Source organism: Leisingera sp. CC-HEC093, assembly GCF_059429195.1.
In genome coordinates, this window is sequence record NZ_JCAIJR010000001.1 from 2,350,491 (window position 1) to 2,374,144 (window position 23,654).

Below are 23,654 nucleotides of genomic sequence, written 5' to 3' on the forward strand. Positions count from 1 at the left end.
CTGCGGTTCATCCCTTGGCAAGGTCGGGAATGGCAGTCAAATCCGTCAGGATGTGTGCCGGTTTCCAGGGCAGGCGGTCGATCGGCTCTCCAGCGCGGTTGACCCAGGCAGCGGTAAACCCGTAACCGGCAGCGCCTGCGGCATCCCAGCCGTTTGAGGAGACAAACAGCACGCCTTCCTTGGCGCAGGCGAACCGTTTGCCAACCAGATCATAGACGCGGGCGTCGGGTTTGAAGATGCCGGCGCTTTCGACCGAAAGTACATCATCCAGCACATCGTGCAGCCCAGCCGACCGCACCGCACCTTCCAGCATCGCGGGCGAGCCGTTTGAAAGGATCGCGGTATTCATGCCTGCGTCCTTCAGCGCTTGCAGCATCGCCGGCACCTCCGGGTAGGCTTGCAGCTGCCAATAGAGATCCAGCAGCCGCTGGCGCAGCGCCGCATCCCCGGCCAGACCGGCGGCTTCCATCGCCCAGTCAAGCCCGTCCTGCGTCACGTCCCAGAAATCAGCGTGGGCATTGGTGATCGCGCGCAGCCAAGTGTATTGCAGCTGCTTCAGCCGCCAGTGAACAGCCAGTTCTGACCAGCTGTCGCGCAGATGCGGAAACTCCGGTTCGCTGGCCGCCTGGCGCGCTGCCGCGGAGACATCGAACAAGGTTCCGTAGGCGTCAAAGATACAGGTGTTGATTGGCATTCTATCCTCCCAAGTGCCGAGAGTTGCACGAAGGCAAAGAGCGGGCAAAGCAGGAAATTGTACCCATACGGGTTTACATCACGTCTGCGGACGATAGGCTGCTCCCCTTTATCAACCCGCAACCGATTGGAGGTCTCATGACCGGGGTAAAGAACGGCGACACAGTGCGCATCCACTACACAGGCAAGCTGGCAGACGGCACCGTCTTTGACAGCTCTGAAGGCCGGGATCCGCTGGAATTCACCGTGGGCGCAGGCCAAGTGATTGCGGGTATGGATGCAGGGCTTGAAGGCATGGCAGAGGGCGACAAGAAAATCCTCGAAATCCCCTGCGCCGAGGCCTACGGCCCGGTCAACCCCGCCGCACGGCAAGAAATCCCGCGTGAGGGTATCCCCGCGGACATCCCGCTGGACCTTGGCACCCAGTTGCAGATGCAAAGCCCCGATGGCCAGGTGCTGCCGGTGACCGTCGTGGAAGTCAGCGATGAATCCGTGACTCTGGACGCCAACCATTTCCTCGCGGGCAAGGATCTGGTGTTTGATATCGAACTGGTTTCCGTCACCTAACTGAACCAAGCTGAGGGCGGGGGGCTCCCGCCAATTGCGGTGCAATCTGAAGATTGCATCCTCACCGGTTGGGCCCGGCGCCGCGGCGGCGCTGGGCCGCATGCTCAGGCCGGGGACCCTGCCTGATGTCAACCGGGACTGTGTTCTCCAGAAGAACCCTCAATAAATGACGCGATGCTGCCGGCGGACTTTGCGGCAAACTCCTCAAGGGCTGGCCGGGGAACGCCGGAACGGGCGCGCAGGCCGATGGAGTGCAGCACGGCGGCGGCAAGTGCCGCGGCCGTGTCCAGGTTTCGCGGTGCCGCCGATGGGGCATGGCGCTGCAGCAGGCGGCGGAACTGATCATCGCTGCGGGCAAGCTGTTCCTGCAGCTTGTCCCGGATTCCCGGATGCGCAGGCGCCTCTGCCGTTGCGGTCGAAAAAACAAGGCAACCCCAACCGCCTTCGTCCGTATGATAAAGGTCCAGCATTGCCAGAAAAACGGCCTGCAAGGCTGCGTCCGGGGATGCATCGGGCCTCACTTTGTCAGTCAGATAGGCTCGTGTTCTGGCAGCAAAATCGTCCATCGCTGCCAAAAACATATCCTGCTTGCCGCCGAAGGCCGCATAAAGACTGGGCCGTACCAGCCCGGTCGCCTTGGATAGGTCGTCAAGTGAGGTCGCGGCATAGCCCTTGGCCCAGAAGCAGCGCATGATGGCCTGCCGGACTTCACCCTCGTCGAACTTGCGCGGGCGCCCGCGGCCACGGCTCATTCCGTGAAACCCGCGCCATGCAGCATGTCGCAAAAATGCGGCTGGTGGAAACCCGGGACATTCCGGCGGGCCACATCTGCCCCAAAGTTGTGCATCGCTGTCATTGGTTTCTCCGCATAGATCCGGGTCAGGGCCTGTTCCATGGCCTGTTTGAAGCCAAGGCGGGGGTGAGCGTCAAGCACCTGTTCCATCATCTCCGGAGTGATCTTGTCATGCGGGATCACGCCCACGTCGATGCCGGCTCCGATTTGCACCAGGGCCGCTTCCGGCGATTTCTTTTGCGGGATCGAAAACGTGGTGTGCAGCGCGATGGCGTCCCAGACCCGGTCGATGCGGGATTGCTCCACATTCCGCGCCGCAAGAAAACGCGCGGCGGCGTCCGCGGCGTCCACCTCGAACCTGTCGTCACCTTTGTAGGCCTCTGTCAGGCCCAGATCATGCAGCATGGCGGCGATATAGAACAGCTCCGGATCGTACTTCATTTCCAGCTTCTGAGCCATCAGCGCGCCGAAAACATGGGAGCGGCTCACATGATTGTAGAGGAAAGGCGCGCTGGCCATGCGGGCCATCTCTGCGGCAGCTGCGCAAAGTGAGGTATCCGGCGCGCGAACGATGTTTGACAGTGGCATCCGATTCTTCCTGAAACTGCATTGCTGACCAATAATATTCGATTCGGTACATAAATAAAGAACGCAATAGTGCAGGCAAAAGAAAAGGCGCCACAGGGGCGCCTCAACACTTTGAATTTATGCGGAAGTAGTCACAGGTGATCCGGCTGCGGCATTCCCAGGACGTGGAACCCGCCATCGACCCGGATGATCTCCCCGGTGGTGCAGGCGCCTGCGTTCGAAGCCAGGTAAACCGCGGTGCCGCCGACAGCTTCCAGCGTCGCGTTATCGCGCATCGGTGCATTCTGGGCGGTGTGTTTGAAGGTTTTGCGCGCGCCGCCGATTGCGGCCCCGGCCAGGGTCTTCATCGGGCCAGGGGAGATCGCGTTCACCCGGATGCCTTCCGGACCCAGATCGTTGGCCAGATAGCGGGTAGCCGATTCAAGCGCTGCCTTGGCCACGCCCATCACGTTGTAATTCGGAACCACTTGGTTCGACCCCTGATAGGTCAGGGTCAGCAGGGTGCCGCCGTTGTCTTTCATCAGCGGATAGGCGCGCCGCGCTATTTCGATGAAGGAATACGCGGAGATGTCCAGGGAGTTCTTGAAGTTCGCCCGGCTGGTATCCAGGAAGCGCCCGGTCAGCTCAGACTTGTCCGAATAGGCAATTGCGTGGACCACAAAATCGAGTGAAGGCCAGCGGCCTGACAGCTCCTCAAAAGCTGCGTCCAGCGAGGCATCGTCGGTTACATCCACATCGACCATGAAATCCGAGCCGACGCTCTGCGCCAGCGGCTCCAGCCGCTTGCCAAAAGCTTCGCCCTGGTAGGTAAAGGCCAGTTCGGCCCCGGACTCTGCCATGGCCTTGGCAATGCCCCAGGCGATGGAGCGGTCATTGGCAACGCCCATAATCAGGCCGCGTTTGCCTGTCAGCAATCCCGCCATCGTTCACTTATCCCTTGTATCTGCTCAGAACCATCGAGCCGTTTGTGCCGCCAAAGCCGAAGCTGTTGGTCATCACTGAGTCGAGGCCGGCGTTCTCCACCAGGCTGGTGGCAATCTCGCCCGGCTGAATGCCTTCGGCGAGGGTGTCGACATTGATCGACGGGGTGATAAAGTCGTTGTCCAGCATCAAAAGGCAGAAGATTGCCTCTAGCGCGCCGGCAGCACCCTGAGCGTGGCCGGTCATCGACTTGGTCGAAGAGATCGGCGGCACGTTGCCCTCGCCGAACACCCGGCGGGCGGCTTCAACTTCGCCGACGTCGCCAACCGGAGTCGAGGTGCCATGCGCATTGATGTAATCCACCTTGCGGCCTTCGGGCAGGGTGGAGAGCGCCAGACGCATTGCCCGCTCTCCGCCTTCGCCGGACGGCGCAACCATGTCGTGGCCGTCAGAGGTGGCAGCAAAACCGGTCACCTCGGCATAGATCCTGGCACCGCGGGCCAGCGCGTGCTCGAGGTCTTCCAGCACGACAATGCCGCCGCCGCCGGAGATCACGAAACCGTCGCGGTCCTGATCAAAGGCGCGCGAGGCTTTTTCCGGCTCGTCGTTTCGCTTGGAGGACATTGCGCCCATGGCGTCGAACAGGCAGCTGAGGGTCCAGTCCAGCTCCTCGCCGCCGCCGGCGAACATCACGTCCTGCTTACCCATCATAATCTGCTCCGCCGCGTTGCCAATGCAGTGCAGCGAAGTCGAGCAGGCAGACGTGATCGAGTAGTTGATGCCTTTGATCTTGAATGCGGTCGCTAGGTTCGCGGAAATGGTCGAGGACATACATTTCGGCACCGCAAACGGGCCGATGCGCTTGGTGGCGCCAGACTTCAGCACAGTCTGATGCGCAGTCAGCATGGCGGAGGTTGACGGGCCGCCGGAACCCGCGACAAGACCGGTGCGCTCATTCACCACATGATCCTCGGACAGGCCCGCATCGGCAATTGCCTGGCTCATCGCGATATGGGCATAGGCCGCGCCCGGGCCCATGAAGCGCAGGGTGCGCTTGTCCACATGCTCGGCCACATCGATCTTCAGCGTGCCGGCCACTTGGCTGCGAAAGCCGTGCTCGGCCATTTCCGGACTGGCAACGATGCCGGATTTTCCGGCCTTCAACGAGGCGGTGACCTCTTCGGCATTGTTCCCGATAGAGGAGACAATCCCCAAACCGGTGACGACGACACGGCGCATGTGCGTACTCCTGTTTCTGTGACTTTTGTCCTGCCGGAAAGCGTATCAGCTTTCGGACAGGGCCACTTTCATATCCTTGACCTGATAAATCACGTCACCGTCCGCCTCGACGATGCCGTCAGCGACACCCATGGTCAGGCGGCGGGTCTGAATGGCCTTGGTGAAGTTGATCCGGTACGTCAGCATCTTGCGGTCCGGGCGCACCATGCCGGTGAGCTTCACTTCACCCACCCCCAGCGCATAACCGCGGCCCTGCCAGCCGCGCCAGCCCAGGTTGAAGCCGGTCAGCTGCCACAGGCCATCCAGGCCCAAGCAGCCGGGCATGATCGGGTTGCCGGGGAAATGGCAGTCAAAGAACCACAGGTCCGGGGTGATGTCGAATTCAGCAATCACATGGCCCTTGCCGTGTTCGCCGCCATCACCGGAAATTTCGGTGATGCGGTCCATCATCAGCATCGGCGGCGCCGGCAGCTGGGCATTGCCGGGACCGAACAGCTCGCCCCGCGCGCATTTCAGCAAATCGTCCTTGTCAAAGCTGCTGGGGTAATCGGCCATTCGGGCGCATCTCCTGCCTGAGGTTCGTGAATGTATATCTGGCTCCCTGTAGCACCCGGCCAAAGGGTCCTGCAAGGGTACCCCGCGTCACTTCCTCCGCTGATTGTGCCAAAGAAGCACTGGAAAGGGCCAGCCAGCTGCGAATGAATTTCATTTGAAAAACCCTGGGTGTTGCTCCTATATATACGGTCAGCAACGCGACGCAGGACCTGCTCATGACGCCAAACAGCGAAGAAGTGGCCACGCGCTGGCTGACAGATGCCGGGCTGCGGCCCACCCGGCAGAGGGTTGCGCTTGCCGAATTGCTGGTGGGCGATGGCAAACACCGCCACATTACCGCGGAAAGCCTGTTCGAGTCGGCTAAGAAAAATGGGGCTGCGGTTTCGCTGGCTACGGTCTACAACACGCTGCGCGCCTTTTGCGATGCAGGCGTGCTGCAGGAGATCCCGCTTGACGGGTCCAAAAGTTATTTCGACACCAACACCCATGACCATCCTCACTTCTTCTGGGAGGATGAGGGCCGCGTCAGCGATGCACCGGCGCAGGAATTGGTGATTCACAAGCTGCCTGAGGCACCGGAAGGTATGGAGATCGCCTCAGTCGATGTGGTGATCCGCCTGCGAAAGGTCTGACCGGACGGCGCTGAGCACGTCTCTCAGAACGCCGTGCGCCTGAAATGCCACGGAAGTCTTCGGCAGATCCGCGTGTGCGGCCAGAATCACCGGCTCTTCAGCGCCGACATCCGTGACCCGTACCGCGCATAAGGCTTTGCCGTCATAGCTCTTCCTGCCAGGCGGCAGGCTGTAGCTGATGCCTACGCCCTCACCATTGGCCGCCAGACTGCGCAGAAGTTCCAGCGAATCCGCCCGGTGCGCAATCTGCGGCACCAGCCTATGCGCTTTGAACAACCCCAGCATATGATGCACCGACAGCCCCTCCTGCGATAGAACCAGCGGGTGTCCCGCCAACTCAGCCAGGGATATGCTGCTGCGGATTGCTAGCGGGTGGCCCGGCGGCACCAGTGCATGCGGTGACAACCGGTGCAGCTCCGCCCGGCTAAAGCATGCGTCCAGTCCCAGGTCATAGGTGATCGCCAGATCCGCTTCTCCTTCAGACAGGGCAGTTATCAGCGGTTCAAACCCGCAGGCCCTGTGGCTGATTCCCACTTCCGGAAAGGCCTCGCGTAACGCCTTTAGCGCCGGGGCCAGCAAGAATGGGGCCAGATCGGAGAAGCAGACCAGCACCAGCCGCTGTTGCCCGGCGCTTGCTCCCTTGGGGTCTTCCAGCAGTGCGGCCTGCTCCAGCAGCGCCTGGGCTTTTTCAGCAAAAAGCCTGCCCTGAGGCGTCATCGCCAGCGCCGCTCCACGGCGGCGCAGGAACAGGGGGTGGCCCAGACGGTCCTCGATCCGGCTGAGAGCAGCAGAGAGTGCAGGCTGGCTCACATGCACCGCATCAGCCGCAGCTGACAGGCTGCCATGGCGGGCCACGGCACAGATATACTCGTAATGGCGCAAGGTGAGATATAACATGAATCTAAGGGTATATTAGAAAGATATGATTTGAAACTATGCCCTCGCCGCGGCAGGAATACCGCATCAGAATTGCATCATTCAGCAGCGGAGGCAGCAATGGTCCACCCCCTCATTACACCTGAACACGTCGAACAGTTTCAGCGCGACGGTGTTGTTCTAATCCGGGGTTTGTTTGCCGGCCAGGTTGAGCTTCTCCGCGAAGGTGTGGCGGCAAATATGGAAGATCCCGGGCCATATGCGTCGAACAACGAGAAGGCGGGCCAGACCGGACGCTTTTTCGACGATTACTGCAATTGGTCCCGCATTCCCGAGTTCGAGAGGGCAATCAAAGAATCGCCGGCTGCCGAAGTGGCCGCGGACTTGATGAAGTCGACCTCTGTGCAAATGTTCCATGACCATGTCCTGGTCAAAGAGCCAGGCACCTCGATGCCGACCCCATGGCACCAGGATGGACCCTATTACTTTGTCGAAGGTCAGCAGACCATCAGTTTCTGGTCGCCGCTGGACGCGGTGAGAGACGCAGCGCTGCGCTGTGTGGCGGGGTCGCACAAGTGGGAAAAGGAAGTGCTGCCGACCCGCTGGGTGTCGGAAGAGGATTTCTTTCCGGATGAAGGCCAGTACATGGCTGTCCCGGACCCGGATGCAGAAGGAATGACCGTAATTGAGTACCCGATGCAGCCCGGCGACGCCGTGGCCTTTAACTACAAGACCCTGCATGGCGCCCGCGGCAATACCTCTGCATCGCGCCGCCGCGCCTTTTCGCTGCGCTTGGTGGGCGACGATGCCCGCTATGCCGAACGTCCCGGCCGCACCTCGCCGCCGTTCCCTGGCCACGGCATGCAACCGGGCCAGCGCCTGCGGGAGGATTGGTTTCCCATTTTGCTGCAGCGCTAAGGGGAGGGGGCTTTGCCCCCTCGGCCTAGCGGCCTTCACCCCCGAGTATTTAGGGAAAGATGAAAGGGCCGCCGGGTGGCTATGTCTTCAGGTCACGGCGGATGCCCATGTTTTCGGCGTTGGAAAAAGAACAGGTTTTGCAAATGCCAAACTGCTTGAGAAACCCGCGCTTGCGGGCGCGGGCAGCCTCGTCCGAGCGGTAAGCGGCAAGGAAACCGTCCTTCTCCACATTCGGCAATTGGATCACCTGGTCGTAGTCAATGCAGCACAGGCCCAGATCCCCGTTCCAGAACACCACCGACTGAAACAGCGGCACCGTGCACATCGCATGGCTGGTATGGCGCGGGTGGCGGCGGAGCTTTTTCTGGCGCGGCAGGAAATGGGCAAACTCGCGTTTCTGATCGGCAGAAGTGTAGGAACCGATCGAAAAGGTCTTGAACCGCACCCTGTCGAAACCCGCCTCGCGCGCCCAGGTTTCCATCTCGTCCATCTGCGGCTCGGAATAGCTGGTCAGCAGCGTTTGCAGCACCGTGACAGGCGTCTTGAACCCCAGGTTTTTCTTGATCGCCAGGAATTCCTCGATGCTGGCCTTGACCTTGGCGAAGTCGGAATTGACGCGGTAAACCTCCTGCGCCTCCTTGGAAAACCCGTCCATGCAGAGGTTGACCCGCGCCAGTCCCGAACGGATAAGCCGCTCGCTCATCTCCGGGGTCAGACGGGTCGCGTTGGTCGAAAGATAGGTGTCATGCCCGTTTTCATGCGCATAGGCAATGAAATCAGGGAGATCCTTGTGCAGGGTCGGCTCACCCGAAAAACTGAAGTAGATGGCCGGCTTTTCCGGCTGGTCTTTGAAATCATCAATGATTTTGCGGAACACCGGGGGCTTCATCATGCCGCGTTTGCGCTGCATCGCAAAAGTCACCGGGCAGACAGGGCAGCGCAGGTTGCAGCTGTTGGTGGCGTCGATGATGATAATTTTGGGCGGGCGCCGGAAGAAGGACAGCGGCAGCAGCCGCGCCAGCAGATGCAGCGCCCGTTCATGCAGGCCAGGAGGCTTGGCGGGCAGATCAGGCTGCGCTGAGTCCGGTTTTAAGTCAGGGACTGGGGCAAGGTCCTGCATTTGGCTGTCTCCGTCTGGTGCTTGCTTTGTCAACCATAGTGGCTGGCGGCTGACTAGCAAGCATTGGACTGGTCACGAGCCATTAGTATTGCGTGATGGCTGCCCGCCCAGTGCGTACCGGCAAACGGCACAGGCTGGCTGCTGGCTCGTTTTTGCCGCTGGCCTCCCCTTGTGCGGCGCCCGCAAAGGTCAGCCCCGCTTGCGCAACTTCCTCAACCAGCGCCGCCAGCCTGCGGCATGACGGGGGATTGATAGTCTTTGCGGCCCAAAGCCTCAGGAGACCGCAAAGAGCGCATTCTGTTGCGGCAAAAAGCAGTAACGTCCGGTGGCTGCAAACGCCGGATGGCGGCCAGCCCCCCGGATAGCCCGCCATCCGGCCCGCATTCGCAGGCAAAGAGCCGGCCAAATGCGGTTCAGGTGCCGCTTTAGACCGGCGGCTTGCCTTTCATCGCGCGTGCGATCATTGCGACGACAAACAGGATAAGGAAGATAACAAAAAGGATCTTCGCTATCCCGGCAGAGGCGCCAGCGATGCCGCCGAAACCGAGCAGCGCTGCGACCAGGGCGATTACCAGAAACGTCAGTGCCCAACCAAGCATGTCTTTCTCCTTTTAAAGGGCTGCCGGAAACAGCAGTCAGGGAACCAACTCGGAAAAACCGGTTTGGTTCCCTTCGCCTTTACTCCGGGAAGTCAGTTGGGCCAGAATCATTTGGGTTGAAACCGGCCTGGCAAGCACTGGCCACCGCAGCCGCGGCGACCGCGCGTCCAGTTCATTCTCCGCTGTCCCCCCCATCAGAACGAGCCGCCCGCCGCGGCTTTGAACGCTCTTGTCGATCTTCAGGCGGGACACCAGTTCCGAACCCGCCTCCACAAAGGCCACGCTGATACGCTGGTAGCCGTCAAGAACGGACAGCGCGTCATCATGCCCCTTCTGCACGCTGATCTCAGCAGACGGGTCGTAGTCCATTACTGCGTCGCAGATATCGCAAGTGACCAGATAGTTCCTGGAGGCGATAAGGTAGATATGCGTACAGTGACTGCTGGGCGTATCCATTGATCAAGTTCCCCCTACACGCGATATTTTGGAACTTTTACGGGCCGAGTGCATTAAACTGCGACATAGCCGAAGAGGGGGAAGGTCATGTCTGCCACTGCCTGCCAGAATTGCCCGCTGCGAAACCGGGCCATATTCACGCCAATGTCGCGCGAAGAAGTCGGCTTTACCCAAGAGTTCAAAACAGGAGAAATGGTCGTGGATGCAGGCACCACGATCCTTCTTGAGGGGTCGAACAGCCCGCAGCTCTTTACGGTTCTGAAGGGTTTGGGGACACGTTACAAAACCCTTGAAAACGGGCGGCGGCAGGTGATCAATTTCCTGTTCCCGGGCGACTTTGCCGGTCTCCAGGCCGGGTTGATGGGCGAAATGAAACACTCCGTCGAGGCGACCACCAGCATGACTTTATGCGTGTTCCGCAGAACGGCCCTGTTTGATCTGTTTCAGGGGCACCCGGAGCGTGCATACGACCTGACCTGGATTGCAGCCGTCGAGGAACATTTTCTTGGTGAAACCATTGCATCCCTGGGGCAGCGTGATGCCCGGCAGCGCATCGCCTGGGCCTTGGTGCGGATGTATCAGCGGCTGGAGGCCGTGGGCATGGAGGTGAAAAACGCGGTGCCGCTGCCGTACCGCCAGCAGGATCTGGCAGATGCTCTGGGCCTGTCGCTGGTGCACACCAACAAGATGCTGAAAACCCTTCGCAGCAGCAAGCTTGCAGAATGGACCGATGGCATGCTGAAAATCAGGAACCTGCCAGCGCTGGCCGAAATCGCGCTGATCGACCTGGAGGCCCCGGAACTGCGTCCGCTGATCTGATGTTCGCGTAACCCGGGGTTGCGGCCAGAGGATGCAGGAGCTGGTGCAATTGAACAGCTGCCTCATGCCGCCCGCCTGCGCCTGGCCGCGGGGCGTCTCAGCCGCGGCTGCTCGTACTCATGGAACATTTTTCCGGGGTTGGGGGTTGAGCCGGTGAACCAAGCAACTGAAAGGATACGCCATGCTTTACTGGGCACTCGTTTTCCTGGCCGTTGCAGCCGTCGCCGGCACCTTCGGGTTCGGCGGCATCGCCTCGGCCTCGGCAGGAATCGCACAAGTCCTGTTCTTCATCTTTCTGCTGCTGTTTGCTGCAGTTCTTGTTGCGCACCTTCTGCGCGGCAGCTCGTCCTGATGGCCTAGGCGGCGGGGTGCAATCGCTGTCCTGCCAAGGGGCACGCGCAGACCAGCGCGGAACTTTTGTTTCCCCCGCGAGTTTATTCCCAGTGACCAAATCACGAACCAGAAAAGGAGTTTCCCATGACTGGCGCGCTTTCCGCCGTTCCAAGCCCCGACAAAGTTGACACCGGTGTGAAAGACACCGGCGCAATCGCCGACGGCTTGGCGGATGTGCTTGCTGATACCTACCGGCTGGTTTTCAAAACCCATGCCTGCCACTGGAATGTGGAAGGGCCGGCTTTCTATTCGATGCATAAGCTGACTGAAGAGCAGTATGAGAACATGTTCACGGCGGCCGACCTTTTGGCCGAACGTATCCGCGCATTGGGTCATCTGGCTCCGTCTCGGATCGACGAGGTGCTGAACCGCTCCAGGATTGAGGACCCGGAAGGTGATCTCAGCGCGGGAGAGATGGCGCAGGACCTGGCTGCCAGTCACGAGCGGATCGCTCACAGGCTGCATGCGCTTGCAGAGGTGGCGGGCCGCCGCCGCGATATCGTGACCGAAGATTTGGCAACCGCGCGGTCGGCTTTCCACGAGCAAGCAGCATGGATGCTGCGGGCAATCTCAAAGTCCTGACGGCTCAGCCTGGCCGCCTGACCGGGCTGCGATCACCGCGGCCGGGCAGGATGACTGACGCCCTGCGGAGCCCCTCTCTCATAGGCCAAAGCTGTTGCCTGCCAAAATAGAAAAGCCCGGGCTGTCAAGACACCCCGGGCTGATTTTTCAGATATTACGCGATCGGCGTTCAGACTTTCAGCGTTTCAGTCGAGGAGAAGAACATCGCCTGGCTAACTGCAGAACGCACCTGTTCTTCGGTATAGGGCTTTGAGATCAGAAAGGCAGGCTCCGGCCCTTCACCGGTCAGAAGACGTTCCGGATATGCGGTAATAAAGATAACCGGCCGGTCGCCGTGCTCGGATAGGATGCCGTTAACTGCATCGATGCCGCTGGAATTGTCAGCCAGCTGGATGTCCGACAGTATCAGATCAGCTTCCGCCTCAGCGGCAAGATCTTTCGCGCGGGCTTCGGTACGGGCAATGCCCGTCACGCTGTGGCCCATCCCGGTAACAATCGCCTCCAGGTCCATTGCTATGATAGCCTCGTCTTCAATGATCATGATCTTGCCGGCGGTCGAGCGGGACATCTCGTCATAGGCAATCGAAATCAGCTCAGAAGCCTCGTCATCGCTCACTTGCATGATGATGCCGGTTTCGGCGGCGCTGAAATCTTCGATGGTGTGCAAAAGCAATGCTTCGCGGGTATTCGGCGTCAGTTGCTGCAGGTGCTTTTGCGCCTTGCCGGCAAGGCCGGTGTCCGCCTCATATTCACCGGCGGGACCGCCCGAGGAGGCCCAGATCGCATGGAAGACCCGGAACAGCGCCACTTTGGATGACAGGGTGCTGTTGTATTCTGCTTCGCCGGCCAGGATCGCCTCCAGCGCAGCCAGTGCATATTTGTCGCCGCTGCTTTGGCTGCCCGTAAGCGCCCGCGCGTACCGGCGCAGATAGGGCAGGTTGGCTCCAATCTGGCTGGCGATCTTTTCTCCCGGTTGAGAGCTCATTTTGCGACATTCCTTTTTTTTGCAATATACATGGAACTATACGCGCTTCGGGACGTTTGGTTCCAGAAACTGCGCAAAAAAATGATGGATTGCATGACACAGCCCCCACGTGCCCGGCCACGCAATGAACAGGCCGACCGCGAAATCGACGATAATCTCAAGCGGGCGTTTGATGAGGTCGCCAGTCAACAGGTGCCGGACCGGTTTGCCGAGCTGCTTGAGCAACTGAAAAAACAGGAAACGCAGGTCTCTTCGGACGAGACGCAGGGGGCAAACTCTGATGACTGATATTCAGTCCGACCCAAGAGACGACTTGGTCAATCACCTTGGCGCTCTGCGGGCTTTCGCGGTCAGCCTGACACGCAACAGCGCCACAGCGGACGACTTGGTGCAAGACACCCTGGTCAAGGCATGGACCAATATCGAAAAGTTCGAACCTGGCTCGAATATGCGCGCCTGGCTGTTCACCATCTTGCGCAACACCTTCTATTCGCTGCGCCGCAAGCGTAAACGCGAGGTTGAGGATGCAGACGGTGTGCTGTCTGAAAAAATGGCGCAGAAGCCAGACCATGACGGACGTTTGCACATGCGGGACTTCAACGTAGCCTTTGCGCAACTGAACGATGAACAGCGCGAAGCACTGGTACTGGTCGGCGCAAGCGGCTTCTCCTATGAGGAGGCGGCAGAGATGTGCGGCGTGAAGACCGGCACGATCAAAAGCCGCGTCAACCGTGCCCGCGCCCGTTTGGCGGAGCTGATGGATCTGGATGAAAGCAGTCAGATGGAATTGACCGACAGTGTGACTGCTGGGATCGTTGCCCAGCAAGGCGCCGCATGATTCCAATGCCGCGGGGGCTGGCAGGCGGGCTGTTTCTGCGCCTCGCGGTGCTGATGACCTTTGCCCTGCTGCCGCTTGGCCTGATCGCCCTATACCAGACGAATGCCGTGGTCGACGAGGCGACGCGGCTGTCGCATGCTGCTCTTCTGGACCGGACAGAACGGGCGGCGGCAAAGGAACGGATTCTTCTGCAGCGGGCAGGCGGGGCGACTGAGGGGCTGGCTGCGGCCATTCTGCCGGTGGCTGGCGACGCGATTGCCTGCAGCGCGCTGCTCAAAGCCTTCACAGAAGGCCAAAACCCCTTCACCTTTGCCGCCTTCGTGGCAACGAATGGCCAGGTGAATTGCGCATCAGACGGCCAGCCGCGGGATCTGTCCGGAAACCGGCTGTACCTCAAGGTCCTGCAGGCGTCGCAGCTGTCGTTCGCTTTAGAGCGTGATCTCCTGAGCGAGGGGCGCTCCCATCTGATGGCGGCCAGTCCGGTCCAGCGCGATGGCATACTTCTGGGGTATATTACCCTGGCAATTCCGCACAAGGTCTCGCCGGTACAACCCGGCAAGGGGGTCAGAGGCGAGGGGATAGAATTCGTCACCGTGGATGCGCAGGGTGAAATCCTCTCCGCCACATTGCCTAGTCTGGAAGCGGCGAAGGTGCTGCCGGTATCGGTGCCCCGGCGGGAACTGGTGAACCGCTTGGGCGATACGTTTTTTGAAGACGCCCAGTCCGGCAGCGAGCGTTTCTTCGCGGTGACCCAAATCCTCCCGGGCCAGGTGGCTGTCGTCGGCAGCTGGCCGGTGGAGGATGCCATTCTTGCAGCCAGAAATCCGGCCTCCCTGATGACCGTGGCATTTCCCGTCCTGATGTGGCTGGCAGGCGTATGTGTTGCCATCCTCGGACTGCAGCAACTGGTGATCCGGCCACTCAGCGCGCTGCGCAGAGCCATGCGGCGTTACGCGCTGGGGGAACGCGAGGACGCCAATCTGGAACTGAAGAACCCGCCGCGCGAATTCGTAGAGGCGCAGCAGTCGTTCAACCGGATGGTCGCGATCCTCAGCGAGGCGGAACGGCGCCGCGAGCTGGATCTGGAAGAAAAGACCATTTTGCTGCGCGAGGTTCACCACCGGGTCAAAAACAATCTGCAGCTTGTGGCCTCGATCATGAACATGCAGGCCCGCAGCGCCCACACCCCCGAAGCCCGGCGGATGCTGTCGCAGCTGCAGCGGCGGGTGCGCGGCCTGGCCACTATCCACCGTCACTTGAACACCAACCCGGATATCACCACCGTGGACAGCCGGGAGCTTATCCGCGAACTTATTGCCGAAATCGGCGCATTGAACGTTGGCGCGGCACAGGATGTGGCAATCCAGACCAACCTGGCGGCAGTTCCGTTAACTCAGGATCAAGGTGTTACGCTGTCGATGCTTGTATCCGAGGCGATGACAAATGCAGTCAAGTACCTGGGCATCCCCGAGGGCGGCCGCCCGATGATTGAAGTCAATCTGCGCGAGACAGCTGCAAACTGGCTTGAACTCGAAATCATGAACACCAAGGGGCGGCCGCTGCAGCCCCCGGAAGAGCATCTCCCGGGCGGCGGGATCGGCGCGCGGCTGCTAATGGCGTTTGCAGCACAGCTCGAGGGCGACGCCAAGACGCTGGACACCGGCGACAGCTTTATCTACCGGTTGGGCTTCCCCGCCGTTGCAGGAGCTGTCCCGCCGGCAGAAATACAGAAAGAACAGGGCAAGGATGCAGCAGAACCCGCAGCATGAAGGCCAAGGCTGCCCGGAGTTTGCAGTGCTGGTCACGGCCGGACAGGCCTGGCCTGCTTTCGAACGTGCGGTATTGCAGGCCAAGAAAGAAATTACAGCGAGCTTCCGCCTCTTCGATTTGTCCACGGCACTGCTGAGCGCTGAAGCACGCGAAACCGGTGAAACCTGGGCTGATCTGATTGCCGCGGCCCTGCGCCGCGGAGTCAACGTCCGCCTGGTGGTAAGCGACTTCGACCCGGTGATGGCCGCGCCGCTTCATGCCGCGGCGCAAAGAACTGTGAGGCACGCTCAGGAAATTCGCGACGGGCTCGCGCCCGAAGCTGCCGCGCGGCTCTCTGTAACCGCCGCGCTTCACCCGGCCCAGGCTGGCCTCCTGCCGCGGCTGGCGTTTTCGCCTTTTGTGTTGCGCAAGCTGCGGAAGCTGCCGCGCAGCATGCGGCCCTCAGCGGCGGAAACTGGGCTACCCCAGCTTTTCCCCGTGTCGCATCACCAAAAGATCGCGGTGATTGACCGTGAAACCCTGTATATCGGCGGCTTGGATCAGAACCGCCGCCGGTATGACACCCAGGAACATGATCAGCTGGCGTTCAAGACATGGGCGGACGTGCAGTTGCTGCTGCGCGGCCCTGAGGCCGAGGAAGCCGCGGCGCACCTGGATAGCTTTCTGGACGATGTCGCGCAGCGCAGAACGCCGCCTGCTGGCAAGCATATCCGCCGCACCCTGTCTGTCCCGCGCCGTGCCGGTTTCTGGTCGTTGTCGCCCAAAACGGTATTGCGCGAGATCGAAGAGGATCACCTGTCTGCCTTCGCACGGGCCAAGCGCCTGATTTACCTGGAAACGCAATTTCTGCGCTCCAGCGTTATCGCCCGCGGCCTGGCCGATGCAGCCCGGAGCAATCCGGACTTGTCGCTGATCCTGATCCTGCCTGCCTTGCCCGAAGACGTTGCCTTTGACGGCAATCAGGACCTTGATGCCCGCTACGGCATGGCGCTGCAGGCGGAAGCGCTGGAGACTGTGAACGCGGCCTTCGGCTCCCGCGCCTGCATCGCCAGCCCGGTACAGCGGCGCATGGCGGCCCGGGATACGCTTTCGACGCTGGCTGGCTCACCGATTATCTACCTGCACAGCAAAGCACTGATCACGGACCGGGACTTTGCTATGGTCGGTTCGGCCAATCTGAACGGCCGGTCGATGCGCTGGGATACCGAAGCAGCCCTGCGGATCACCCGGCGGGACCGGATTTCACAATTGTGGCAGGCGCTGGCACGGCATTGGTGGCAGGAGGACCTTCCTGCGGAAGCATTGGCCCCGGAGACCGCAGCCGCCTGGTGGCAGCAGGAAATCCAGCGCAACCAGGTGCGCCGCCCTGAGGCCCGCCGCGGATTTCTGGTGCGGCATGACCCGGAGTTGATGTCAGATCTGCAGCAGCCTCTTCCCGGGGCGACTGAAGACATCGTCTGACTTGCATCCCCCCGGTGGCAAGCTGCAGGCGCTGCCTCCGCTGGGGTGGACGGCCGGGCCATGTGGTTTTCCAAGACGCTCCCAACAAAAAACAATGGCCCGGAGCGAGCTGCCGCCGGGCCATTGTTTCTTCGGGCATCGCAGCTTTTTACTGCGCTTCCTGGGATTCTTCTGTGATTTCATCGCCGAGGTTCGACACGTCTCTGCCGAAACCTTCTGCCGTTTCACAGGCCGCCGTCAAACCGGCCATGGCCAATACTGCAAAAAAGATACGCATTTCCGCCCCCTTATTTCAATTTCGATGCAACATTGCCCGCAAAGGCATTGATGATAGCGCTGTAGAACAGTTCGCTGTCCACGGTCACAAGCGCAGGGTCGGTGCCTTGGGGGTAGTAGGCATTCAGCTGATCCGCAGAAACGGTCAGGTCATAGCGCATATCCTTGGAGGCATCGGGCATGTCGATGTCGACGTCGCCTTTCAGCACCCACTCGCCAACACCTAGCGCCTGCTCGAAATTGCTGGCCAAGGCGACGGAGTCGATCTCGACTTTGACTTCAGCAGTCTCCGCGGCGCCCGCCTCGGCAATCTGGCCGATCAGCTGCTGCGCAAGAGCCGTTTCAAGGTCAGTTTCAAGGCTCGTCCAGACATTGGCCGCCTGGTAGTTTTCAATGGCGCTCAGGTCCGCCGTCACGTCGATTTCAGACACCATCGGGCCTGCTGCGGCTGCTGTGGCCATGGCCGCTGCAAGTGCGGTAGTGCGGATCAGATAAGTCATTATCGATGCTCCTTTCCTTTGTTGCCCCTCGTTGAGATGCACGGTAAGAACGCGCGTGCTTGTAAAAGGTTCCTGTGCCGTCGGGTAAATCGGCCTGGCTGCGTATTCTCGGCGGAAAACGCCTGAGTATCCCTGAACGCCGGCGGGAACCTGCCGCGGTGCCGGGCGTTGGCACACAGTAGGAATGCAGCCGGCCAAGGGACAAAATGAACTCCGTCGAACAGCCCGTCGTACATGTGCTGAATGAAACCAGTGCCATTGCCCGCCGTAACCGTAACGGCATAACCGTCAGCAAGATGGTAGAAGAGATCGGGCAAAGTTCACTGTCGGCTCTGCTCGCCCTGCCGGCGCTGGCAGTGGTAACACCGCTCAGCGGCATTCCGCTGTTCTCTTCCGCTTGCGGTATCATGATTTGCCTGATCTCCGGGCAGATGCTGATTGGCCGGTCGCATGTCTGGCTTCCGCGCTGGCTGGGCCGGCGAAGGATCAAGGCCAGAGCGGTGCGCAAAGCAGCCGCCGCATTGCGGCGCGCCGTGCGCTGGCTCGACCGGCACTCAAAGAAGCGGTTGCCCATCCTTTTCCGCCAGCCGTTTCTGTCCGCGATCCGCCTGGTCTGCCTGCTCTGCGGCGCGGTCATGCCGCTCTTGGAAATTGTGCCGTTCACCTCGTCGCTGCTGGGCGCGGTCGTCGGTCTTTTAGCCATTGCGATGCTGACCCGTGACGGGGTGATAGCGCTGTTGACGCTCGGCAGTCTCGGCACCGCCGCTGCGGCGCTGGCCGCCGGCCTGGTCTAGCAGACCGGCGCAGCGCCTTGTTTCATTGCTGCAGTAACAAAAGACCGGGCTCCATCAGGAACCCGGTCCTTTGATTTTTGCCCGGAGCGCCCGCCCGGGTCGCCGGGGGGCACAGAATTCAGACGGCAGAGGCGGCGCCGTCAAGCTTCCGGAAATCGAGCCCGAGACTAGGGCTGGTAATCCGGCAGCGCCTCCAGCTGCTCGCGGGTCAGATGAGTAATGACCCGCACGTCATCTTCCGCTTCCATGATCTGGATGTCGCCCATAGTCAGCTCAACCGGTTTTTCACCGATACCCAGGAAGCCGCCCACGTCGATGATCACCGCTTCAATGCCGCCGCTGGTGTTCACGATAATCTGCGACAGCTCCCCGATATGCTCATCCTTGGCATCATAGGCCGGGGCACCTGTCAGCGCCTCAGCTGTTACCTCGTTCATATCCAGCGGTTCCATCGCAGGCGCGTCCGCATCCGGAAGGAGTGCTGAGAAACCGCCGTCAGCGGCAGTGCCGGCGCTCAGCGGGCTCTCAACGGTTCCGGCGGCTTGATCAGCGGCTTCGGTGGCCGGCTGAAGCGGCGTGCTTTCTGCTTTTGCTTCCCCCATGGCACCCGCGCCGGCGGTTGCATCTGCTGCCGGGGTTTCCAGCTGGACACCAGCGCCTGCGCTGCCGGAACCTTCTGTGTCAGCGCCAGCAACGGATGGCACAGCGGCTGCAATGATCAGCGAGGTTGAGAGCATGAGGTGTTTCATTGGTTGGTCTCCTGCCAGTTCAAAATCATTGTGCCCTTGGCACAGCCATTCAACCCGCTGCCGGTGATAAAGTTCCTGTGCTGGTGAGGAAGCACGGACGGTCCACCAGCACCGCAGGATCAGCCGGCGTTCACTAAAGGTGCAGAAAATACCCAAGGCTGGCATCGCAGAGCCGCGCTGCAGATCTGTTTCAGTCCGGTGCCGCGCAGATGCCCGTGCCGGATTTCCGGCAGCTCTTCGCGGCTTCTGCGGCAACTTGCCTCTGGCGGGACCGGCAGCGCAGGCATAGGTGGCGGTTTGCCCCTTGCGGTGCGGAACCGGCCTCAAAACATGATTGTGTGATGTGCTTTTTGATCCACGTCAAAGTTCTGGCACTGTGCATCTGTGACAAGGGCGCGAGACAGCCACAAGACGGAGAAAGTCCGTGAGCGATTCCAACCCGGCCCCCAGCCTCTACGCCGCCAGAGAGCCAATCTTCCCGCGGCGCGTGTCCGGCCCCTTCAGGAACCTGAAATGGTACATAATGGCGGTGACGCTGGGGATCTACTACCTGACCCCGTGGATCCGCTGGGACCGCGGGCCGTCGCTGCCGGATCAGGCGGTGCTGCTGGATCTGGCAAACCGCCGGTTCTATTTCTTCTGGATCGAAATCTGGCCGCATGAATTCTACTTCGTGGCGGGCCTCCTCATCATGGCGGGGCTTGGGCTGTTCCTGTTCACCTCGGCGCTGGGCCGGGTCTGGTGCGGCTATGCCTGCCCGCAGACGGTCTGGACCGACCTGTTCATCTTGGTGGAACGCTGGATCGAGGGCGACCGCAATGCCCGCCTGCGCCTGCACCGGCAGAAGAAAATGGACTTCCGCAAGGCCCGCCTGCGGGTCACCAAATGGACCGCCTGGTTCCTGATCGGTCTCGCCACCGGCGGCGCTTGGGTGTTCTATTTTGCGGATGCCCCGACGCTGGCCTATGACCTGGTGACGCTGAACGCGCACCCGATCGCCTATTCGACAATGCTGGTCCTGACCGCGACCACTTTCCTGTTCGGCGGTTTCGCGCGCGAGCAGATCTGCATCTACGCCTGCCCCTGGCCGCGCATCCAGGCCGCAATGATGGACGAGGACACGCTGACCGTCGGCTACCGTGAATGGCGGGGCGAACCGCGCGGCAAGCTGAAGAAGGGCCAGGTGGCCGAAGGGCAGGGCGACTGCATCGACTGCATGGCCTGCGTCAACGTCTGCCCGGTGGGGATCGACATCCGCGACGGCCAGCAAATGGAATGCATCACCTGCGCGCTTTGTATCGACGCCTGCGATGACGTGATGGCCAAGATTGGCAAACCGCGCGGTCTGATCGACTATATGGCGCTGTCCGACGAAGTGCTGGAGCGCGGCGGCCAGCCGCCCAAGAACGTCTGGAAACACATTCTGCGTCCGCGCACCATCATGTACACCAGCCTCTGGTCTCTGGTTGGAGTCGGGCTGCTGTTTGCGCTCTTCATTCGCTCTGACATTGAACTGACAGTGGCGCCGGAACGCAACCCGACCTACGTCACGCTTTCGGACGGCTCTATCCGAAACACCTACGACGTGCGCCTGCGCAACAAGCACGGCGAAGGCCGGGTGTTCAAACTGTCGATCAAGGGGGATCCGACCCTGCGGCTGCAGCTTGAGGGCACAATGTACCACGCGGTCAATGTGCCCGCCGATACGGCGTTGCTGCAGCGGGTCTATATTGTTTCCGCCAAAGGCGCGGCACCCTCACAGGCCTCCAGCACCCCGGTTCGCATCTGGGTCGAGGATCTGATAAACGGGGAACGTGCTCACAAGGACACCAGCTTTAACGGCAAGGGGAACTGAGCCATGGCCAAGCGCGAACGGGAATTTACCGGCAAGCACGCATTGATGCTGTTCGGCGGCGCATTTGCGGTGATTATCGGGGTGAATATCGCCCTAGCCGTCAACGCGGTGAAAACCTTTCCGGGGCTGGAGGTGAAAAACTCTTACGTCGCCAGCCAGGAGTTCGATCAGCGCCGTTCCGCGCAGGAGGCGCTGGGCTGGTCGGTCTATGCCTCCTCGCAGGGCGATCAGGTCAAGCTGGAGATCACCGATGCCAATGGCAATCCGGTGGAGGTCGCCAAGCTGAGCGCGACACTGGGCCGTGCGACCCATGTGCAGGATGACCAGCAGCCGGAGTTCGCCTTTGACGGCAGTGCCTATGTGGCGCCGGCCGATCTGGGGCCAGGCAACTGGAACATCCGCATGGTGGCGCGGGCCAAGGACGGCACAGAATTCACCCAGCGGGTGATCCTGCACGTGAAAGGCTGACCGCCATGACCGCGCAGCTTCGTCCCTCGCTAGCCGCCTGTCCCGCCTGCGTCGCTGCCCCCCATGACAGCGCTGATCAGGCGCCAGCCGAGGCCCGGCTGGCGTTGTCCTTGCCGGGGATTCACTGCCAGGCCTGCATCTCGGCGGTGGAGCGCGAACTAAACGCCCATCCCGGCATCCATTCGGCGCGGGTGAACCTGACACTCAAGCGGGCGCTGATCGAGGCAGAGCCGGAAATGCGCGCAGCGGATCTGATCCCGCTGCTGCAAAGCATCGGCTACGAGGCGCATGAACTGGATCTGGCAGCCCTGGCTGCGACTCAGAACGACAAAATGGGCCGGGACCTGCTGATGCGGCTGGCGGTGGCCTTCTTTGCCTCGATGAACGTGATGCTGCTGTCCATTTCGGTCTGGTCCGGGGCCTCGGACGCAACACGCGACATGTTCCATTGGATTTCCGCCGCCATCACCTTTCCGGCAATCATCTTCTCCGCGCAGCCATTCTTCGCCAACGCCTGGAGCGCGCTGCGCGTCAGGCGCCTCAACATGGATGTGCCGATTGTGCTGGCCCTGGTGCTGGCACTGGCAACTTCGCTGTGGGAGACCTTTCTATCCGGCGAACACGCCTATTTCGATGCCGCGCTGACGCTGACGTTTTTCCTGCTGGCGGGCCGCTATCTGGATTACCGCACCCGCGCGGTGGCGCGCTCTGCGGCCGAGGAGCTTGCGGCGCTGGAGGTGCCCCGCGCCATCCGCCTGCTCGACGGTGATGAATACGAGGTGCCGGTCGCCGATCTGGCAATCGGAGACCTGATCCTGGTGCGGCCCGGCGGGCGGATGCCGGTGGATGGCGAAATCGTTTCCGGTCAATCGGAACTCGACCGTTCGCTTCTGACCGGGGAAACGCTTCCGGTCTTTGCGGAGCCGGGCCTGGCGGTTTCCGCCGGCGAGGTGAACCTCACCGGCCCGCTGACCATCCGTGCATCGGCAGTGGGCGAGGATACCTCCCTGCATCGCATGACCGATCTCGTCGCAATAGCGGAATCGGGCCGCTCCCGCTACACATCCCTGGCCGACAGCGCTGCGAAACTTTATGCCCCCGGCGTGCATATTCTGTCGGCGCTCGCCTTCGCCGGCTGGTATCTCTACACCTTCGACATCCGCACCGCGCTGAACATCGCCGCCGCGGTACTGATCATCACCTGCCCCTGCGCACTGGGCCTCGCGGTACCTGCCGTGACCACCGCCGCCTCGGGCCGGCTGTTCAAAAAGGGCATGCTGATCAAACACGCCACCGCGCTGGAACGGCTGGCAGAGGTGGATACCGTGGTGTTCGACAAGACCGGCACGCTGACTGCCGGCACGCCGGAAGTCACCAACCTGGGCGATCATGCCCGCGCCGATCTGGCGATTGCCCTGGCGCTGGCCGAAGGTTCTTCGCATCCGCTGTCAGTGGCGCTGTCCCGCGCCGCGCGGGAGGCCGGGACCAGACCCGCCAGCGTTCAGAACATCGCAGAGGTGCCGGGCTATGGCACCGAAGGTATGTTCCGCGGCCGGCGTGTCCGCCTGGGCCGCGCAGCCTGGGTAGGCGCCCGGCAGGGCAGCCAGACGGCAGCCTGGCTTGATACCGGAGCAGGGGAGGCCAGCCCCTTCCATTACACCGATGCTCTGCGCCCGGGTGCGGCCGAAGCGGTCAGGGCCTTGAAAGACGCAAACAAGGATGTGCTGCTGATCTCCGGCGACACCACCGGTGCGGTGGAGGATCTGGCTCAGCGGCTCGGCATCACCAAATGGGTGGCCGAGGCGCTGCCCGCGGACAAATCCGCCCGGGTGCAGTTGCTGGCCGGTCAGGGCAAGAAGGTGCTGATGGTGGGCGATGGCCTCAATGATACCGCGGCGCTGGCGGCTGCGCATGTCTCCATCTCTCCGGCCTCTGCCTTGGATGCGGCCCGGGTCGCCTCTGACATCGTGCTTTTGGGCCAGGATCTCAGCCCGATTGCCGAGGCCTGTGGCGTGGCGCAGAAAGCCACCCGCCGCATCCGCGAGAACTTCCGCATTGCCACTCTCTACAATGTGGTTGCGGTGCCGCTGGCGATTGCCGGGCTGGCCACACCCTTGATTGCGGCGCTGGCGATGTCTACCTCTTCCATAACTGTTTCCCTCAATGCGCTGCGGCTGCGCTAAGGCCGCGCTGACAATACCGGTTCC

28 protein-coding genes are annotated in these 23,654 nt (G+C 61.4%); 14 read left to right on the forward strand and 14 right to left on the reverse strand.

Annotated features, from left to right (window positions below; all coding sequences use genetic code 11):
* Positions 1–7: 7 nt before the first annotated feature.
* The gene (locus AC5STB_RS11285) at positions 8–694 is read right to left on the reverse strand and encodes a haloacid dehalogenase type II (protein WP_495442927.1); all 687 of its coding nucleotides are present in this window, start codon (positions 692–694) and stop codon (positions 8–10) included.
* 137 nt (positions 695–831) lie between these two features.
* Between AC5STB_RS11285 and AC5STB_RS11290 the strand changes: the two genes are divergently transcribed.
* Positions 832–1,260: an FKBP-type peptidyl-prolyl cis-trans isomerase gene (locus AC5STB_RS11290; RefSeq protein ID WP_495442928.1), complete on the forward strand. Its 429-nt coding sequence runs from the start codon at positions 832–834 to the stop codon at positions 1,258–1,260.
* 128 nt (positions 1,261–1,388) lie between these two features.
* Here the strand turns inward: AC5STB_RS11290 and AC5STB_RS11295 are convergent, their stop codons facing one another.
* The 5 genes from AC5STB_RS11295 to fabA all read right to left on the reverse strand — a co-directional run bounded on the left by AC5STB_RS11295 (position 1,389) and on the right by fabA (position 5,356).
* On the reverse strand, positions 1,389–2,012 hold the full coding sequence (locus AC5STB_RS11295) for a TetR/AcrR family transcriptional regulator (RefSeq protein ID WP_495442929.1): 624 nt from the start codon (positions 2,010–2,012) through the stop codon (positions 1,389–1,391).
* The gene (locus AC5STB_RS11300) at positions 2,009–2,641 is read right to left on the reverse strand and encodes an HD domain-containing protein (RefSeq protein WP_495442930.1); all 633 of its coding nucleotides are present in this window, start codon (positions 2,639–2,641) and stop codon (positions 2,009–2,011) included. Before AC5STB_RS11300 ends, AC5STB_RS11295 begins: the two co-directional genes overlap by 4 nt.
* Before the next feature lie 131 nt (positions 2,642–2,772).
* Positions 2,773–3,564 carry an enoyl-ACP reductase FabI gene (locus AC5STB_RS11305; protein WP_495442931.1) on the reverse strand — a complete coding sequence of 264 codons (792 nt, stop codon included), beginning with the start codon at positions 3,562–3,564 and terminating at the stop codon, positions 2,773–2,775.
* Between the two features lie 7 nt (positions 3,565–3,571).
* A complete protein-coding gene (gene fabB / locus AC5STB_RS11310) occupies positions 3,572–4,801 on the reverse strand; it encodes a beta-ketoacyl-ACP synthase I (protein WP_495442932.1) in 1,230 nt (409 codons plus the stop codon).
* 45 nt (positions 4,802–4,846) lie between these two features.
* A complete protein-coding gene (fabA, locus tag AC5STB_RS11315; RefSeq protein WP_495442933.1) occupies positions 4,847–5,356 on the reverse strand; it encodes a bifunctional 3-hydroxydecanoyl-ACP dehydratase/trans-2-decenoyl-ACP isomerase in 510 nt (169 codons plus the stop codon).
* 215 nt (positions 5,357–5,571) lie between these two features.
* Here fabA and irrA point away from each other — a divergent pair, with 215 nt between their 5' ends.
* A complete protein-coding gene (gene irrA, locus AC5STB_RS11320; RefSeq protein WP_065265869.1) occupies positions 5,572–5,988 on the forward strand; it encodes an iron response transcriptional regulator IrrA in 417 nt (138 codons plus the stop codon).
* Here the strand turns inward: irrA and AC5STB_RS11325 are convergent.
* Positions 5,953–6,885: a LysR family transcriptional regulator gene (locus AC5STB_RS11325; RefSeq protein WP_495442934.1), complete on the reverse strand. Its 933-nt coding sequence runs from the start codon at positions 6,883–6,885 to the stop codon at positions 5,953–5,955. The genes irrA and AC5STB_RS11325 overlap by 36 nt on opposite strands.
* Positions 6,886–6,984: 99 nt before the next feature.
* Between AC5STB_RS11325 and AC5STB_RS11330 the strand changes: the two genes are divergently transcribed.
* Complete coding sequence (locus AC5STB_RS11330; RefSeq protein ID WP_495442935.1) at positions 6,985–7,782, forward strand: phytanoyl-CoA dioxygenase family protein; 798 nt, start codon at positions 6,985–6,987, stop codon at positions 7,780–7,782.
* A gap of 79 nt (positions 7,783–7,861) precedes the next feature.
* On the opposite strand, the gene AC5STB_RS11335 is transcribed toward AC5STB_RS11330, so the two are convergent.
* From AC5STB_RS11335 to AC5STB_RS11345, 3 genes are all read right to left on the reverse strand, one after another.
* On the reverse strand, positions 7,862–8,902 hold the full coding sequence (locus tag AC5STB_RS11335) for a radical SAM/SPASM domain-containing protein (protein WP_495442936.1): 1,041 nt from the start codon (positions 8,900–8,902) through the stop codon (positions 7,862–7,864).
* 425 nt (positions 8,903–9,327) lie between these two features.
* The gene (locus AC5STB_RS11340; protein ID WP_495442937.1) at positions 9,328–9,501 is read right to left on the reverse strand and encodes a DUF1328 domain-containing protein; all 174 of its coding nucleotides are present in this window, start codon (positions 9,499–9,501) and stop codon (positions 9,328–9,330) included.
* A 36-nt stretch (positions 9,502–9,537) separates the two neighbouring features.
* Positions 9,538–9,957: a hypothetical protein gene (locus AC5STB_RS11345; protein WP_495442938.1), complete on the reverse strand. Its 420-nt coding sequence runs from the start codon at positions 9,955–9,957 to the stop codon at positions 9,538–9,540.
* 87 nt (positions 9,958–10,044) lie between these two features.
* Between AC5STB_RS11345 and AC5STB_RS11350 the strand changes: the two genes are divergently transcribed.
* From AC5STB_RS11350 to AC5STB_RS11360, 3 genes are all read left to right on the forward strand, one after another.
* Complete coding sequence (locus AC5STB_RS11350; protein ID WP_495442939.1) at positions 10,045–10,776, forward strand: Crp/Fnr family transcriptional regulator; 732 nt, start codon at positions 10,045–10,047, stop codon at positions 10,774–10,776.
* Positions 10,777–10,957: 181 nt separating this feature from the next.
* Positions 10,958–11,128 (forward strand): DUF1328 domain-containing protein, encoded by a 171-nt coding sequence (locus AC5STB_RS11355; protein WP_495442940.1) that lies wholly within the window; start codon positions 10,958–10,960, stop codon positions 11,126–11,128.
* Between the two features lie 125 nt (positions 11,129–11,253).
* Complete coding sequence (locus AC5STB_RS11360) at positions 11,254–11,751, forward strand: Dps family protein (RefSeq protein WP_495442941.1); 498 nt, start codon at positions 11,254–11,256, stop codon at positions 11,749–11,751.
* 169 nt (positions 11,752–11,920) lie between these two features.
* On the opposite strand, the gene AC5STB_RS11365 is transcribed toward AC5STB_RS11360, so the two are convergent.
* The gene (locus AC5STB_RS11365) at positions 11,921–12,736 is read right to left on the reverse strand and encodes a response regulator (protein ID WP_495442942.1); all 816 of its coding nucleotides are present in this window, start codon (positions 12,734–12,736) and stop codon (positions 11,921–11,923) included.
* Positions 12,737–12,766: 30 nt separating this feature from the next.
* Between AC5STB_RS11365 and AC5STB_RS11370 the strand changes: the two genes are divergently transcribed.
* From AC5STB_RS11370 to AC5STB_RS11385, 4 genes are read left to right on the forward strand one after another with little or no spacing between them, the layout of a single operon-like run.
* Positions 12,767–13,024, forward strand: a complete 258-nt coding sequence (locus AC5STB_RS11370; RefSeq protein WP_495442943.1) for a NepR family anti-sigma factor — start codon at positions 12,767–12,769, stop codon at positions 13,022–13,024.
* A complete protein-coding gene (locus AC5STB_RS11375) occupies positions 13,017–13,574 on the forward strand; it encodes an RNA polymerase sigma factor (protein WP_495442944.1) in 558 nt (185 codons plus the stop codon). Before AC5STB_RS11370 ends, AC5STB_RS11375 begins: the two co-directional genes overlap by 8 nt.
* A complete protein-coding gene (locus tag AC5STB_RS11380) occupies positions 13,571–15,343 on the forward strand; it encodes a sensor histidine kinase (RefSeq protein WP_495442945.1) in 1,773 nt (590 codons plus the stop codon). The genes AC5STB_RS11375 and AC5STB_RS11380 overlap by 4 nt, the downstream gene beginning before the upstream one ends.
* Positions 15,321–16,805 carry a phospholipase D family protein gene (locus AC5STB_RS11385; protein WP_495442946.1) on the forward strand — a complete coding sequence of 495 codons (1,485 nt, stop codon included), beginning with the start codon at positions 15,321–15,323 and terminating at the stop codon, positions 16,803–16,805. Before AC5STB_RS11380 ends, AC5STB_RS11385 begins: the two co-directional genes overlap by 23 nt.
* Positions 16,806–16,953: 148 nt before the next feature.
* On the opposite strand, the gene AC5STB_RS11390 is transcribed toward AC5STB_RS11385, so the two are convergent.
* Complete coding sequence (locus AC5STB_RS11390; RefSeq protein ID WP_495442947.1) at positions 16,954–17,082, reverse strand: entericidin A/B family lipoprotein; 129 nt, start codon at positions 17,080–17,082, stop codon at positions 16,954–16,956.
* 10 nt (positions 17,083–17,092) lie between these two features.
* On the reverse strand, positions 17,093–17,581 hold the full coding sequence (locus AC5STB_RS11395) for a hypothetical protein (RefSeq protein ID WP_495442948.1): 489 nt from the start codon (positions 17,579–17,581) through the stop codon (positions 17,093–17,095).
* A gap of 206 nt (positions 17,582–17,787) precedes the next feature.
* Between AC5STB_RS11395 and AC5STB_RS11400 the strand changes: the two genes are divergently transcribed.
* Positions 17,788–18,375 (forward strand): exopolysaccharide biosynthesis protein, encoded by a 588-nt coding sequence (locus AC5STB_RS11400; RefSeq protein WP_495442949.1) that lies wholly within the window; start codon positions 17,788–17,790, stop codon positions 18,373–18,375.
* A gap of 167 nt (positions 18,376–18,542) precedes the next feature.
* Here AC5STB_RS11400 and AC5STB_RS11405 read toward each other — a convergent pair whose 3' ends face one another.
* Positions 18,543–19,124 (reverse strand): PRC-barrel domain-containing protein, encoded by a 582-nt coding sequence (locus AC5STB_RS11405; RefSeq protein ID WP_495442950.1) that lies wholly within the window; start codon positions 19,122–19,124, stop codon positions 18,543–18,545.
* 424 nt (positions 19,125–19,548) lie between these two features.
* Between AC5STB_RS11405 and ccoG the strand changes: the two genes are divergently transcribed.
* The 3 genes from ccoG to AC5STB_RS11420 are packed head-to-tail and all read left to right on the forward strand — an operon-like array spanning position 19,549 to position 23,630.
* On the forward strand, positions 19,549–20,979 hold the full coding sequence (gene ccoG / locus AC5STB_RS11410; RefSeq protein WP_495442951.1) for a cytochrome c oxidase accessory protein CcoG: 1,431 nt from the start codon (positions 19,549–19,551) through the stop codon (positions 20,977–20,979).
* A 3-nt stretch (positions 20,980–20,982) separates the two neighbouring features.
* Positions 20,983–21,447, forward strand: a complete 465-nt coding sequence (locus tag AC5STB_RS11415) for a FixH family protein (RefSeq protein WP_495442952.1) — start codon at positions 20,983–20,985, stop codon at positions 21,445–21,447.
* A gap of 5 nt (positions 21,448–21,452) precedes the next feature.
* A complete protein-coding gene (locus tag AC5STB_RS11420; RefSeq protein WP_495442953.1) occupies positions 21,453–23,630 on the forward strand; it encodes a heavy metal translocating P-type ATPase in 2,178 nt (725 codons plus the stop codon).
* Positions 23,631–23,654 lie beyond the last annotated feature (24 nt).

Bases quoted from the DNA above. Each gene is read 5' to 3' on its own strand.
- AC5STB_RS11285 (WP_495442927.1), bottom strand. From the start codon at position 694: ATGCCAATCAACACCTGTATCTTTGACGCCTACGGAACCTTGTTCGAT.
- AC5STB_RS11290 (WP_495442928.1), top strand. From the start codon at position 832: ATGACCGGGGTAAAGAACGGCGACACAGTGCGCATCCACTACACAGGC.
- AC5STB_RS11295 (WP_495442929.1), bottom strand. From the start codon at position 2,012: ATGAGCCGTGGCCGCGGGCGCCCGCGCAAGTTCGACGAGGGTGAAGTC.
- AC5STB_RS11300 (WP_495442930.1), bottom strand. From the start codon at position 2,641: ATGCCACTGTCAAACATCGTTCGCGCGCCGGATACCTCACTTTGCGCA.
- AC5STB_RS11305 (WP_495442931.1), bottom strand. From the start codon at position 3,564: ATGGCGGGATTGCTGACAGGCAAACGCGGCCTGATTATGGGCGTTGCC.
- fabB (WP_495442932.1), bottom strand. From the start codon at position 4,801: ATGCGCCGTGTCGTCGTCACCGGTTTGGGGATTGTCTCCTCTATCGGG.
- fabA (WP_495442933.1), bottom strand. From the start codon at position 5,356: ATGGCCGATTACCCCAGCAGCTTTGACAAGGACGATTTGCTGAAATGC.
- irrA (WP_065265869.1), top strand. From the start codon at position 5,572: ATGACGCCAAACAGCGAAGAAGTGGCCACGCGCTGGCTGACAGATGCC.
- AC5STB_RS11325 (WP_495442934.1), bottom strand. From the start codon at position 6,885: ATGTTATATCTCACCTTGCGCCATTACGAGTATATCTGTGCCGTGGCC.
- AC5STB_RS11330 (WP_495442935.1), top strand. From the start codon at position 6,985: ATGGTCCACCCCCTCATTACACCTGAACACGTCGAACAGTTTCAGCGC.
- AC5STB_RS11335 (WP_495442936.1), bottom strand. From the start codon at position 8,902: ATGCAGGACCTTGCCCCAGTCCCTGACTTAAAACCGGACTCAGCGCAG.
- AC5STB_RS11340 (WP_495442937.1), bottom strand. From the start codon at position 9,501: ATGCTTGGTTGGGCACTGACGTTTCTGGTAATCGCCCTGGTCGCAGCG.
- AC5STB_RS11345 (WP_495442938.1), bottom strand. From the start codon at position 9,957: ATGGATACGCCCAGCAGTCACTGTACGCATATCTACCTTATCGCCTCC.
- AC5STB_RS11350 (WP_495442939.1), top strand. From the start codon at position 10,045: ATGTCTGCCACTGCCTGCCAGAATTGCCCGCTGCGAAACCGGGCCATA.
- AC5STB_RS11355 (WP_495442940.1), top strand. From the start codon at position 10,958: ATGCTTTACTGGGCACTCGTTTTCCTGGCCGTTGCAGCCGTCGCCGGC.
- AC5STB_RS11360 (WP_495442941.1), top strand. From the start codon at position 11,254: ATGACTGGCGCGCTTTCCGCCGTTCCAAGCCCCGACAAAGTTGACACC.
- AC5STB_RS11365 (WP_495442942.1), bottom strand. From the start codon at position 12,736: ATGAGCTCTCAACCGGGAGAAAAGATCGCCAGCCAGATTGGAGCCAAC.
- AC5STB_RS11370 (WP_495442943.1), top strand. From the start codon at position 12,767: ATGGAACTATACGCGCTTCGGGACGTTTGGTTCCAGAAACTGCGCAAA.
- AC5STB_RS11375 (WP_495442944.1), top strand. From the start codon at position 13,017: ATGACTGATATTCAGTCCGACCCAAGAGACGACTTGGTCAATCACCTT.
- AC5STB_RS11380 (WP_495442945.1), top strand. From the start codon at position 13,571: ATGATTCCAATGCCGCGGGGGCTGGCAGGCGGGCTGTTTCTGCGCCTC.
- AC5STB_RS11385 (WP_495442946.1), top strand. From the start codon at position 15,321: ATGCAGCAGAACCCGCAGCATGAAGGCCAAGGCTGCCCGGAGTTTGCA.
- AC5STB_RS11390 (WP_495442947.1), bottom strand. From the start codon at position 17,082: ATGCGTATCTTTTTTGCAGTATTGGCCATGGCCGGTTTGACGGCGGCC.
- AC5STB_RS11395 (WP_495442948.1), bottom strand. From the start codon at position 17,581: ATGACTTATCTGATCCGCACTACCGCACTTGCAGCGGCCATGGCCACA.
- AC5STB_RS11400 (WP_495442949.1), top strand. From the start codon at position 17,788: ATGAACTCCGTCGAACAGCCCGTCGTACATGTGCTGAATGAAACCAGT.
- AC5STB_RS11405 (WP_495442950.1), bottom strand. From the start codon at position 19,124: ATGAAACACCTCATGCTCTCAACCTCGCTGATCATTGCAGCCGCTGTG.
- AC5STB_RS11415 (WP_495442952.1), top strand. From the start codon at position 20,983: ATGGCCAAGCGCGAACGGGAATTTACCGGCAAGCACGCATTGATGCTG.
- AC5STB_RS11420 (WP_495442953.1), top strand. From the start codon at position 21,453: ATGACCGCGCAGCTTCGTCCCTCGCTAGCCGCCTGTCCCGCCTGCGTC.